The sequence below is a fragment of the Azospirillum sp. B2RO_4 genome (assembly GCF_051124815.1).
Lineage (GTDB): Bacteria > Pseudomonadota > Alphaproteobacteria > Azospirillales > Azospirillaceae > Azospirillum.
On sequence record NZ_CP118486.1, the window covers coordinates 442,686 to 455,348 of the forward strand.

Below are 12,663 nucleotides of genomic sequence, written 5' to 3' on the forward strand. Positions count from 1 at the left end.
AAAACGCGGGGACGTTAAGAAGCGATCACGGAAGGGCCAGGACACGGCGGGCCTCCGGCAGTCGTCCGTTTTCGATCAGCATCGAGGCGTAGTCGGCCCTCAGTTGGCGGTCGGCCGGGCGGCGCTTGCGCAAGCCCTCGAACAGCGCGACGGCATCGTCGACCTTGCCCAGCCGGTTCAGCAGATTGGCCTCCGTCTGGACCGCCGCGTCGCCGCGGCCGGCGCGGTGGCGCAGCTGGGACAGGGCGGTGCGGTAGAAGGGAACCGCCGCGGCCGGGCGCTTCAGCGCGGTCAATGCCTCGCCGAGGAAATAATAGGCCTCGTAATCGTCGGGACCGGAGGCGACGTAGCGCCGCAGCAGCCGTTCGGCGTCGGCGAGGCGGTTCTCGTCATAGGCCAGCATGCCGAGTTGGCGCAGCGCGTCGGCATCCTCCGGCTTGCGCGCCAGCAGGGCGGTCCAGGCCTGGGCGGCGGCAGCGCGCTGCCCGGTCTGCTCGGCGAGGCGGGCGTAGCGGCGCAGGCGGTCGGGGGCGGCTTCCTCAGGCACGGCGGTGCGCAGAGCCTGGGCCAGTTCCTTGCCCTTGCCGGCCGCCGCCAGCGCCTCGATGTAGGGGGATTTCAGCGCCGGCTGGGCCGGGGCGGCGCCCTGGCCGCCTAGTCCGGCAATGACACGGCCCCCGCCGCCATACTCGGCGAGACGGTCGTACCACGCCGCCTGCTCGGCCGGGCCGGACGCCGCCTTGGCCCGCGCCTCGATCCAGTCCAGCCCGGCGGCGGGCGGGCGCGGCCCCCAGAGATAGGCGAGCTGCCGGAAATCCTCGCTCTGCGGCCCCTGCCCCGCCGCCAGCCGCTGCAGCGCCTGCTCCGCCCCCGTCTTGTCGCCGAGCGCCAGCAAGGCGGACACCGGCTCCCGCCGCTTGTCGGCCGGCAGACGGCTGTCGGTGGCGCGCACCAGCAGATAGCGCCGCAGGTCGGTCTTGCGGCCCAGCGTCGTCAGCGTGTCGCGGTAGAGCGCGTCCTCCGCCTCGGCCAGCGGCGCGACGGCGGCCCGGCTTTGCAGCAAGGCCGCGAGGTCGGGCAGCGCACCGGCCTTTGCCGCCGCATCGGCGTAAACGCCGAGCCAGTCTCCACCCTGCCGTTCCGCCCAGCCGCGCAGCAAAGGCAGGGCCGCGCGATAAGCCTTGTGGTCGAGCAGCATGGTGACGATGGCCTGCTGTTCGGCGTCGGACAGGTTGCCCTTCGCCAGCTTGGCGGTCAGGTGGCGGGTCAGCTCCTCCGACCGGCCGGCGCCGGCCAGCGCGGCGATATAGGCGGCCTCCACCTCCGTTCCGCCATCGGTCAGCAGGGGGGCCAGCAGCGGCAGCGCCTCCGCCGGCTTGCCGGTGGCGGTCAGGGCGTTGGCGAGCGCCAGACGGCTGCGCGGCGAGGGATCGAGCGCGAAGGCGCGCCGCGAGGCGGCAAGGGCCAGTGCCACCGCCGGGGGAGAGTCGGCGGCGCGTTCGGCGGCGCTGCCGGCGATGTCCAGCAACAGGCCGAGCGGCAGCTTGGGCTGGCCGGCCAACCAGTCGGCGACGGCGGCGGGATCGCCGGCCTTGGCGGCCAAGCGAGCCCAGCCCTGGCCGGCGGCCGGCGACGGCGTGGCCTGCCGCCGCGTCTCGAACCAAGCAAGCCCGGCCGGCGCACGGTCGAGGTCGATGAACAGGGCGGCAAGCTCTTCCAATTGCTCGTCGGGAATGCCGCTGGACAGCGGCAGCCGGTCGAAGGCGGCGGTCGCGGCGCCATGGCGGCCGGCGCGGTCGAGGATGCGGATGGCGGCCAGTTGGTCGCCGGGGGGCAGTGCGCCGCCGGCCAAGCCGCGCTCCGCCCACCCGGCGGCGGCGGCGGGATCGCCGCGGCCGAGCGCGATATTGGCGGCCAGCAGCGGGTAATCGTTCAGAAATTCGTCGCCCAACTCGCGGTAAAGGCGGTCGGGAAAGCTGCGGTCGCCCTCGCGCAGGGCAGTTTCCGCCAACCCGGCGAGAACCCAATCGGGCACCAGATGCAGATCACGCCCCTTGGTCGCCGCCAGAGCCGGACGGAGCATGCCCGCATTCACCTCCAGTGCCAGCAGCCGGCCGAACTGCACATCCTCGACCGGGCCGGGCAGCGCCGACAGGCGGGTCCGCGCCTCCTCCCGGCGGCCGGCGGCGATCAGCAGGTCGATGTAGGTCAGTTCCAGCGCCAGCACATGCTCCCGTCCATTCACCTGCGGTTCGATCAGCCGCAGGGCAAGGTCGGGGCGGGATGCCGCGGCAAGCTGGCTCGCCAAACCGATCATGTCGGCGACTGTGGGATTTTCGCCCAGCCAGCGCCGGGCGCGGTCGAAAGCCTCCTCCTCGCGGTCGAGGTCGATCAGCAGACTCATCAGCAGTTCGCGGCTGTCGGGCTGGATCTCGCCCTTGGCGCGGTCGTCGGCGCGCATCAGCCAGTCCACCGCGCCGGCATGATCGCCACGGGCGGCCAGCAGCGCCGCCAACTCCTGCGGAGCCTCGACATCATCGGAACGCAGGGTGCAATAGCGGGTCAACGCCTCAACCTTCAGCGCCATGCGGTTGCGGAAGCCGGCGGCATAGGCGAGGTCGCGGAACAGGTCGGCGCTGTGGCGCAGTTCCGCCAGCGCCTTCAGGTTCTCCAGATAATCGCCGGGCCGCTGTGCATCCTGGTAGAGGCGGTTCAGCAGTTCCCGCGCTTCGACGGACGATGGCTCGGCGGCGACGAACTCCTCGGTCAGGGCGATGGCGCGGTCGACGTCGCCCTGGGCCAGCGACAGCCGGGTCAGCGGCATCACCGTGGTGCCGCTGCGGTCGCCGGCGGCGTAGCGCTGCTCGTAGACCGCGCGGGCGCTGTCGTAATCGCGGTCGCGGAACTTCTGCAGCGCAAGCTCGCCGCTGTGCGGGATCAGCAGCAGGCTGGCGCCGATGCCCACGAGCAGCACCAGCAGGACGACGAGGATGTTCGCGCGCATCGCCGCCCTACCCCGCCGTATCGCCCGAAGCGCCGCCGGCCGGACGAAGCCGCAGCAGCAGCGGCGCGATGGCGGACACCGGCACGGTCAGCGCCAGCCGGCCGTCGGCGTCCGCATCGGCGCTGCCCGACCACAGCCGGGTCCCGTCGCGCTCCGCCGTGACCGTCCAGCGGCCGGGCCGAGGCACGTGCCAAACCATGGAACCATCGCCATAGCCGGCGGCGGCGACGCGGAAGCCCTGCCCGTCCGCGGCAAGCGCGGAGAAGGCCCAGCGCCCTTGCACGAGATAGGGCGATGCCGCGGGCGGGTCGCGGTCGGCGCGGTCGGTCTCCGTCAGCGCCACCACCGGTTCCGCCACCGCCGGGTCGAGCGCGACATAGAGACTGCCCTGGCTGTGACGCTGGCCCAGCACGCCGCTGGAGCGGGCGAAATCGACGGCGCCGGCGCTGGCGTGGTCGAAGCGCAGCGTGTTCAGCGCCCCGCGATCCAGCACGCGCCAGCGGCGGCCACCCTCCAGGGGCTCGAAGCGGGCGGTGTAGAAGCCCTCCGCGATGCGGGCGTAGGTGGAAGCGGCGACCGGCGCCAGTTCCTGCCCGCGAGCGGCGGTCAGCACGGAGACCAGCGCGTTCAGGCTGGCCGCCTTCTGACCGCTGTACATGTGGTAGTAGACGTTGAAGGGCTTCAGCCGGATCGGGCTGCCGGCGTGCCGCATCGTGTTGGTCAGATTGCGGTAGCCGTAGAAGCGGCCGGTCCACAGCTCGGTATAGGTGTTCTCGTTGCTGCCGGCGGCGTAGATCTGCCGCTCCGCCCCCACCGGCAGGCCGATGGGCGGTAGGCCGGTGATGGAGGGAAAATCGGCGTCGAAGCGGGCGTCGCCGCCGTTGATGTTGACGCCGCCCGCCTTGCGCACCGCGGCCAGCGCCGCCTCGAACGGCGAGGTGTCGCCCGACCATTGCACCAGCACCGCCCGCTTGCCGGTCGGGGCGAGCCGGGTGAAATAGTCGAGCGCGCCGCCGATCTCCTGGTCGAGGTCGAAGGGCTGCTGCAGATAGGCGCGCGGCACGGCATAGCGGCCGATGTCCGACACCTCGCCCGCCTCCTCCGCCGCGTGGTCGTCGGGCTTGCCGGGGCGATAGCCGCTGTCGCGGTTGAGGAAGGGCGCCTCGTTCTGCCGGCTGTAATCCTTGAAGAAGGACCATTGGAAGGGGTGGGTCCAGGTGTGGCTCGACGGCTCCACCTGCGGCAGGGCGAACAGCTTCCTGGCGGCCTCCAGCGACTCCGGCGTGCCCTTCCAGGTCGGGTCGAGGTCGCCGACGATGGGGGCGACGCTGACCGGCAGGTCGGGAAACGGCTCGATGGCGGCGGTGCGCACCATGTCGGCGGACAGAACACGGCGGCTGGCATAGGGCGCCACCTCCGTCACGTTGCGCCAGCCGTCGCCGTCGATGTGGCTGAAATAGATGCGCCGGCCCGACAGGGTGGTGACGTCGGGCTTGGGAAGGTCATCGGTGGCGAAGCTGTCGCGCAGGAAGGCGAAGGGATCGACGATCCATTGCCGGCGGTTGAACTCGGCGTCGAAATAGCGGCCGTAGCCGTCGGTCACCATACCCCCGGCCGGGCCGGTGACCACAAGATGGCTGTCGCTGGCCGGATCGCCGCCGCGCCGCATCACCAGATGGGAGGCGAAGCGCTCGTCGGTCTTGCGGAACAGCGGATAGCCCGGCAGCACCCCCGACAGCGGCCGTTCGAAGCCGATCATCCCGTCGGCCAGGGCCGGCTTGGACTTGTAGGTCAGGTCGGAGTAGCCGTCGTCGTCGCGCAAGCCGAACCGGGCGAAGAAGCGGTTGGACAGCGCCAGCGGCACCGGCTTGCCGCCGCGCTCCAGCCGCACGCCCGACTGGCCCAGCACGGCGAAGCGGACACCGCGGTCCATCGCTTTGCCGGCCCAGGCGATGTAGGCGCCGACATCGGTGAAGGGCTCCCCCGCGAACCAGCTGACGATGCCGCGCAGGTCGGGATAGCGCGACAGGTCGGGCAACCCGTCGGCGACGTTCCAATAAACCACCGACAGGCCGAGATGGTTCAGCGGCAGTTCCACCATGGTGTGGATGCGGCTGAGGCGGATCGTGCTTTCCTCGCGCAGATCGACCAGCGCCAGGATGGTGCGCGGCACCGTCTGCTGTGACGTCGCCGCGGCGGTGGGAGAGCCGGCGGCGAGCGCGGGAAGGGCCGTGGCGGGCAGAAGCAGGGTGAGGGCGAGGGCTGCTGCCTTTAATGCGCACTTGCTCCAACCCGGGAAGCTCTCCCTCTCCCCCCCGGGGAGAGGGTCGGGGTGAGGGGGATGCGCAGCGTGGCCATTCCGAGAATCCACGCCGCGCGCCCCCCTCACCCTAACCCTCTCCCCGGGGGGGAGAGGGGATCTCACGCTGCGTCGCAAAAACTTCCTCACCGGCGCGGCTCCGGGATCAGGCGGTCGAGTTCGACCGTCGAGACATAGGGGGAGAAGCCGTTGGCGCGCTGCAGATCGTAGATCGCCCGGACGCCGGCCGCGTCGGCCGGGTCCCAGTAATCGAGCGTGTGGAGGGACAGCCGCGGATTCGACGCCCCGGCGGCCTTCAACGCCTCGACCTGGAACCGGTAATCCTCGGCGCTCTGGCGGTGCGGGCGCTTGGCGGCGAAGTCCCAGCCGGCATAGACGCTCTCGCCCAGCACATGGGACAGCAGCGGGGCGGTCTGCGGCAGGATCTCGTAGCCGCGGTTCTGCATCAGACCGATGTCCGGCCAATTGCGCCGGATGGCGCGCACCAGCGCCGCCGCCGCGTCGGTCATGCCGCGCCAGCGCTTGGCGTCCGTGCGCTCCAGATGCGGCGGGTTGTCGAGCGTGTCGAGGAAGACGCCGTGGAAGCCCCGGCGCAGGATGGCGGGGACCAGTTCCTCCACCACCAGCTTGACCCAGCGACTGTCGCGCACGTCGACGTAGAAGCTGCCGGGCCAGTTGGGATTCTCCTGGTCCAGGATGCCCCAGCTTTTCACCCGCTCGAACCAGGGGCGATGAGTCTCGACCTCCCCCACGCTGAGGTAGCCGAGCAGGGTCTTGCCGCGATCGGCCAGCGGCGACAGCGGCGGGTGGGTGCGGCTGTCCAGAACCAGAAGCCGGTAGGGCTGGAAGGCCGACAGCGGGGCCGCGTCGGCGTAATAGACCGCCCAGGGATCGGATGCAGCGGAACCTTGGCCGGCATCGGCGGCCCGCAGGCCCCTGTTGGGCAGCGCCAGCAGCGCCGCACCCGACATCAGCCCCCCGGCGACAGCCCGCCGCCCGATCGAACCACCGGTCACGCTACCCCTACCCTTTTGCTCGACGCTGCTTTTACTCAGCCAAGCCACGCCAGCGTCTGGCGCAGACCATCCTCCAGCGGCGTATCGCAGCTCATGCCGAAAGCGGCGACCAGACGCGACGGATCGCCGATGGACACCCGGATGTCGCCCGGCCGCGCCGGACCATGGCGCCGGTCGAGCGGCCGGCCCGACAGCTCCGCCAGAACCTCCGCCAGCCGGTTGACCGAGGTCGGACGGCCGGTGCAGACGTTGTAGACGGGCGCGCCGGCCTGCGGATGCCCCATCGCCGCAGTCAGGTATCGCACCAGATCCTTTACAAAAATAAAATCCCGCACCTGCTCGCCGTCGCCGTTGATGGTGATCGGCTCCCCCCGGGCGATCTTGCCGGCGAAGATGGAGATGACGCCGGAATAGGGCGATTTCGGGTCCTGGCGCGGGCCATAGACGTTGAAGAAGCGGAAGCCGGCGGTCGGCACGCCGTGGACCCCGTCGGCCACCCGCGCATGCAGCTCGCAGCCCAGCTTGTCGGCACCGTAGGCGGACAGCGGGCGGGTTGCCGCATCCTCGGTCAGCGGCATGTTCGGGTTGTCGCCGTACACGGCGGCGGAAGAGGCGTAGACCACCGGGACCGGCCCGGCCGGGTTGGCGCGACGGGCGGCGTCGAAGACGGCGATGGTGCCGGACAGGTTGGCGTGGTGGGTCTCCAGCCACGCCTCGCGCGAGCGGTCTACGGAAGCGACGGCGGCCAGATGGAAGCAGCCGTCCACGCCGGCCATTGCCGACCGAACCGCTTCGGCATCGGCCACATCGCCGACGGTGACCGGCACGCCGTCCGGCAGGTTCTCGCGCTTGCCGGTCGACAGATCGTCGAGCACCCGCACCTCGTGCCCGGCCGCCAACAGCCGCTCGATCAGGTGCGAGCCGATGAAGCCGCAGCCGCCGGTAACAAGATAACGCGCCATCGCCGCGGCTCCTCCGCCTTTGCCTTATGTATTTGGGTGATACGCGAAGTCAGGGCCGCCGGATCAGAATCCGCGGCTCAGGTGCCGAGGAAACCGGCGACCGCGGCCTGGAATTCCTTGGGCTTGATCGGCTTGGACACATGGCCGTCGAAGCCGGCCTCGGCCAGCCGGCGCTTGTCGGCGGGCGTGGCGAGGTTGGTGACGGCGATGACCGTCGTCGCTGCGAGATCGGCATCGGCGCGGATCTGCCGGATCAGGTCCAGCCCGGACAGGCCGGGCATGACGATGTCCATCACCACCAGATCGGGCGCCATGTCGCGCATCAGGTCCAGCACGGAGGAGGCGTCCGACGCCTCGACGACGGTGAAGCCGCCTTCCTCCAGGCAGCGGACGAAGAGCTTGCGCATCAGCACATTGTCCTCGACCACCAGGATCGTCCGCGTCTTTTCGACCGTGTCCACCATCTCGCCATCCGACCTTTGTGGCGTGAGCGGCATCGCCGGCGGAGGACATGGCGCACCGCGCGACCCTACGCTGCACATCCACGCCTATATTCACGCATGATTTGCTGTCTAACGCTTTTGATTACCCCGGTCAAGCAGGCCGAAGCTGCGGCGCACCGCCGCGTCCGCCGGTGTTGCACAGCCGACAGGATCACTATGCCACGATCCCTTTACAGGATCTTTATGCCGGGGGCGGAAATCCGCATCGACCCTTTACGCAACCCTGCGCAATTGAAGGGGCACGCGCAACAAGGGAGGGCAACCGCGTGCTCGACATTCTATTTCTGGCCGTGGCGCTGGCATTTTTCGGACTGAGCGCCGCCGCCGTCCGCGCCTTCGACCGTCTGTGAGCGGGAAAGGCAAAAACCATGACTTTCGATCTCATCCTGGGCGGGCTGGTGGCCGTGGGGCTGCTCGGCTACCTCGGCTACGCCCTGATCCGTCCCGAGCGGTTCTGAGGAGAATTTTCCGATGGATACCGCGGACATCCTTCAAATCGTCGCCTTCTGCGCGCTGCTGGTCGCGCTCACCCCGGTCGCCGGGGGCTATATGGCCAGCGTCTTCAGCGGGGAGCGGGTCCTGCTCGACCGCGTTCTCGGCCCGGTCGAACGGGGCATCTACCGGCTGTGCGGCATCCGCGCCGATCAGGAACAGCATTGGACGGCCTATGCGCTGTCCATGCTGGCCTTCAACCTGCTGGGATTCCTGCTGCTGTACGCGCTGCTTCGCCTGCAGTCCTGGCTGCCGCTGAACCCGGCCGGGATGGCGCCGGTGCCGCCGGACCTCGCCTTCAACACCGCGGTCAGCTTCATGACCAACACCAACTGGCAGGCCTATGGCGGCGAGAGCACGCTGAGCTACCTGAGCCAGATGGCCGGGCTGACGGTGCAGAACTTCGTGTCGGCGGCGACCGGCATCGCCGTGCTGGTGGCGCTGATCCGCGGATTCGCGCGGCGGTCGGCCCGCACCGTCGGCAACTTCTATGTCGATATGACGCGGGCGACGCTCTATGTGCTGCTGCCCATCAGCATCGTCACGGCGCTGGTCCTGGTCAGCCAGGGCGTGCCGCAGAACCTGGACAGCTATACCCTCGCCCATACGGTGGAGGGGGCCCGGCAGGTGATCGCGCAAGGGCCGGTCGCCTCGCAGGAAGCGATCAAGCAGCTGGGCTCCAACGGCGGCGGCTTCTTCTCCGTCAACTCCGCCCATCCCTACGAGAATCCGACGCCGCTGGCGAACTTCGTCGAAATGACGTTCCTGCTGCTGCTCGCCGCCGGACTGACCGACACGTTCGGCCGGATGGTCGGCGACCGGCGCCAGGGATGGGCGATCTTCGCCGCCATGGGCATCCTGTTTCTCGCCGGGCTCGGCGTCGCTTATTGGGCGGAGTTGCAGGGCAACCCGGCCGCCATCGCCGCCGGGCTCGATCCCGCCGCGGGGAACATGGAGGGCAAGGAGGTCCGCTTCGGCATCGTCAATTCGGTGTTGTGGGCGGTGGCGACCACCGCCGCCTCCAACGGGTCGGTCAATGCCATGCATGACAGCTTCATGCCGTTGGGCGGCATGGTGCCGATGGTCAACATGATGCTGGGCGAGGTGGTGTTCGGCGGAGTCGGCGCCGGGCTGTACGGCATGCTGATCTTCGTCCTGCTCGCCGTCTTCATCGCCGGGCTGATGGTCGGCCGCACGCCGGAATATCTCGGCAAGAAGATCGAAGCGAAGGAGATCAAGCTGGCGATGCTCGCCACCCTGACTCTGCCGCTCGGCGTCCTCGGCTTCTCGGCGCTGACGCTGGTGCTGCCGGCGGGGCTTGCCGGCATCCAGGATCCGGGGCCGCATGGGTTGAGCGAGGTGCTGTACGCCTACAGCTCCGGCACCGGCAACAACGGGTCGGCCTTCGCCGGCTTCGGCGCCAACAGCCTGTACCACAACACCACCATCGCGCTCGCCATGCTGCTCGGCCGCTTTCTGGTCATCCTGCCGGTGCTGGCGATCGCCGGCGGGCTGGCGGCCAAGCGGACGGTCCCGGCGTCGGCCGGCACCTTCCCGACCCATGGCGGGCTGTTCATCGGGCTGCTGGTCGGCATCGTGCTGATCGTCGGCGGCCTGACCTTCTTCCCGGCGCTGGCGCTGGGGCCGGTGGTGGAGCATCTGATGCTCGGCACCGGGACCTTCTTCTGAGGATGCCACCGATGATGCACCGCACTTCGGAGATTTCCCTGTTCGACGCCCGGATCGCCGCGCAGGCCGCCGGCGTCGCCGTCCGCAAGCTGGACCCGCGCGAGCTGGTCAGGAACCCCGTCATCTTCGTCACCGCCGTGGTGGCCGCACTGTCCACGGTGCTGGTCCTGCGCGATCTGCTGGGGACCGGCGGCGCCGGTATCGGCGTCTCCGGCCAGATCGCCGCATGGCTGTGGTTCACCGTGCTGTTCGCCAACTTCGCCGAGGCGGTCGCCGAGGGGCGCGGCAAGGCCCAGGCCGCCAGCCTGCGCAAGACCAAGACCGAAACCGCCGCAAAGAAAGTCGCAAGCGCCGACGCCACCACCCACCAGTCGGTGCCGGCGGCAAGCCTGCGCAGCGGCGACCTCGTGCTGGTCGACGCGGGCGACGTGATCCCCGGCGACGGCGACGTGGTGTCCGGCATCGCCACGGTGGACGAAAGCGCCATCACCGGCGAATCCGCGCCCGTCATCCGCGAATCCGGCGGCGACCGTTCGGCCGTCACCGGCGGCACGCGGGTGGTGTCCGACCGGATCGTCGTCCGCATCACCGCCAATCCGGGCGAAAGCTTCCTCGACCGCATGATCGCGCTGGTCGAGGGCGCCAAGCGGCAGAAAACGCCGAACGAGATCGCGCTGAACATCCTGCTGGCGGGCCTGTCGGTCATCTTCCTGCTCGTTGTGATGACCCTGCCCGCCTTCGCCGATTATTCCGGCGCCGCCATCCCGGTGGCCTTCCTGATCGCGCTGCTGGTGACGCTGATCCCGACCACCATCGGCGGCCTGCTGTCCGCCATCGGCATCGCCGGCATGGACCGGCTGGTCCGCTTCAGCGTCATCGCCAAGTCCGGCCGCGCGGTGGAGGCGGCGGGCGACGTCGACGTGCTGCTGCTCGACAAGACCGGCACCATCACGCTGGGCAACCGGCAGGCGGCGGAGTTCATCCCGGTCGGCGGCATCGCCGAGCGCGAGCTTGCCGACGCCGCCTTCCTGTCGTCGCTGGCCGACGACACGCCGGAGGGCAAGTCCATCGTGGCGCTGGCCCGGCAGCGTTTCGGCTTCGATCCGGCAGCGCTCGACCGCGGCGGCCTGAGCTTCATCCCCTTCACCGCCCAGACGCGGATGAGCGGGGTGGACATCGCCGGCACCGACACGCGGATCCGCAAAGGGGCGCCGGATACGATCATTTCGATGATCGGCGTCGCCGGCCGCGACCTGACGCTGGCGGTGGAGCGCGTCGCCAAGGCCGGCGGCACGCCGCTGGTGGTGGCGCGCGACGGCCGGGCGCTGGGCGTCGTTTATCTGAAGGACATCGTCAAGCCCGGCATCCGCGAACGCTTCCTGACCCTGCGCAGCATGGGAATCAAGACGGTGATGGTCACCGGCGACAACCCGCTGACCGCCGCCGCCATCGCCGCCGAAGCCGGGGTGGACGATTTCCTGGCCGAGGCGACGCCGGAAAAGAAGCTGGAGCTGATCCGCGCCTATCAGGCCGACGGGCGGCTGGTCGCCATGTGCGGCGACGGCTCCAACGATGCGCCGGCCCTGGCCCAGGCGGATGTCGGCGTCGCCATGAACACCGGCACCCAGGCGGCGCGCGAGGCCGGCAACATGGTCGATCTGGAAAGCGACCCGACAAAGCTGATCGAGATCGTCATGATCGGCAAGCAGCTGCTGATGAGCCGCGGCGCGCTGACCACCTTCTCCATCGCCAACGACGTGGCGAAGTATTTCGCCATCATCCCGGCGCTGTTCATCGCAGCATATCCGCAATTGCAGGCGCTGAACGTGATGGGGCTGACCAGCCCGCAGAGCGCCATCCTGTCGGCGATCATCTTCAACGCGCTGATCATCGTCGCGCTGATCCCTCTGGCGCTGAAGGGCGTCGCCTACCGCCCGGCGGATGCGGCCAGCCTGCTGCGGCGCAACCTGCTGATCTACGGCCTCGGCGGTCTGGCGGTGCCCTTCGTCGGCATCAAGCTGATCGACATGGCCATCACCACGCTCGGCCTCGTGTGAGGAGCCTCATCGCATGACCAGGGAACTTCGCCCCGCCTTCGTCCTCATCGTCGTGATGACGGTGCTGACCGGCCTGATCTATCCGCTGGCGGTCACCGGCACCGCGCAACTGCTGTTTCCGGCAAAAGCCCACGGCAGCCTGATCGAGCGCGATGGCAGCATCGTCGGCTCCGCGCTGATCGGGCAGTCCTTCACCGGGGAGGCCTATTTCCACCCGCGCCCGTCGGCGGCCGGCCAAGGCTATGACGCCGCGAACAGCGGCGCCGGCAATCTGGGCGCGACCAACAGGGCGCTGGTGGAGGCGCAGGCCAAGGCCATCGCGGAGCTGCGGTCGGCCAATCCCGACGCGCAGGGTCCGGTGCCGGCCGACCTCGCCACCGCGTCAGGCAGCGGCCTCGACCCGCACATCTCGCCCGCGGGTGCCGCCTTCCAGGTGGAGCGCGTCGCCAAGGCCCGCAACCTGCCGCCCGAACGTGTCCGCGCCCTGGTGGCGGAGTTCACCGAGGGCCGGCAGTTCGGCCTGTTCGGAGAGCCGCGGGTGAATGTGCTGCTGTTGAATCTGGCACTCGACGAACGCTTTCCCGCGAAGCAGATGAGCAGCCGTTGAGCGGCGACCGTCG

Annotated in this window: 9 protein-coding genes; 4 read left to right on the top strand and 5 right to left on the bottom strand. The window is 69.8% G+C overall.

The features are described 5' to 3' along the window. Positions 1 to 25 precede the first annotated feature (25 nt). The 5 genes from PWS46_RS16060 to PWS46_RS16080 all read right to left on the bottom strand — a co-directional run bounded on the left by PWS46_RS16060 (position 26) and on the right by PWS46_RS16080 (position 7,766). Positions 26 to 3,004, bottom strand: a complete 2,979-nt coding sequence (locus PWS46_RS16060) for a tetratricopeptide repeat protein (protein ID WP_434620117.1) — start codon at positions 3,002 to 3,004, stop codon at positions 26 to 28. A 7-nt stretch (positions 3,005 to 3,011) separates the two neighbouring features. Further along, a complete protein-coding gene (locus PWS46_RS16065) occupies positions 3,012 to 5,177 on the bottom strand; it encodes a polysaccharide deacetylase family protein (RefSeq protein WP_434620120.1) in 2,166 nt (721 codons plus the stop codon). Positions 5,178 to 5,449: 272 nt separating this feature from the next. After that, a complete protein-coding gene (locus tag PWS46_RS16070) occupies positions 5,450 to 6,340 on the bottom strand; it encodes an endo alpha-1,4 polygalactosaminidase (protein ID WP_434620123.1) in 891 nt (296 codons plus the stop codon). Between the two features lie 35 nt (positions 6,341 to 6,375). Next, positions 6,376 to 7,302, bottom strand: coding sequence for an NAD-dependent epimerase/dehydratase family protein (locus PWS46_RS16075; protein ID WP_434620126.1), 927 nt, complete (start codon positions 7,300 to 7,302; stop codon positions 6,376 to 6,378). A gap of 77 nt (positions 7,303 to 7,379) precedes the next feature. Continuing rightward, positions 7,380 to 7,766 carry a response regulator gene (locus tag PWS46_RS16080; RefSeq protein ID WP_434620129.1) on the bottom strand — a complete coding sequence of 129 codons (387 nt, stop codon included), beginning with the start codon at positions 7,764 to 7,766 and terminating at the stop codon, positions 7,380 to 7,382. A 407-nt stretch (positions 7,767 to 8,173) separates the two neighbouring features. Here PWS46_RS16080 and PWS46_RS16085 point away from each other — a divergent pair, with 407 nt between their 5' ends. From PWS46_RS16085 to kdpC, 4 genes are read left to right on the top strand one after another with little or no spacing between them, the layout of a single operon-like run. Then, positions 8,174 to 8,263, top strand: a complete 90-nt coding sequence (locus tag PWS46_RS16085; RefSeq protein ID WP_085086427.1) for a K(+)-transporting ATPase subunit F — start codon at positions 8,174 to 8,176, stop codon at positions 8,261 to 8,263. A gap of 13 nt (positions 8,264 to 8,276) precedes the next feature. Further along, the gene (gene kdpA / locus PWS46_RS16090) at positions 8,277 to 9,986 is read left to right on the top strand and encodes a potassium-transporting ATPase subunit KdpA (RefSeq protein WP_434620133.1); all 1,710 of its coding nucleotides are present in this window, start codon (positions 8,277 to 8,279) and stop codon (positions 9,984 to 9,986) included. 11 nt (positions 9,987 to 9,997) lie between these two features. Further along, positions 9,998 to 12,043, top strand: a complete 2,046-nt coding sequence (gene kdpB / locus PWS46_RS16095; protein ID WP_434620136.1) for a potassium-transporting ATPase subunit KdpB — start codon at positions 9,998 to 10,000, stop codon at positions 12,041 to 12,043. 13 nt (positions 12,044 to 12,056) lie between these two features. Continuing rightward, the gene (gene kdpC, locus PWS46_RS16100; RefSeq protein ID WP_434620139.1) at positions 12,057 to 12,650 is read left to right on the top strand and encodes a potassium-transporting ATPase subunit KdpC; all 594 of its coding nucleotides are present in this window, start codon (positions 12,057 to 12,059) and stop codon (positions 12,648 to 12,650) included. Positions 12,651 to 12,663: the final 13 nt, after the last annotated feature.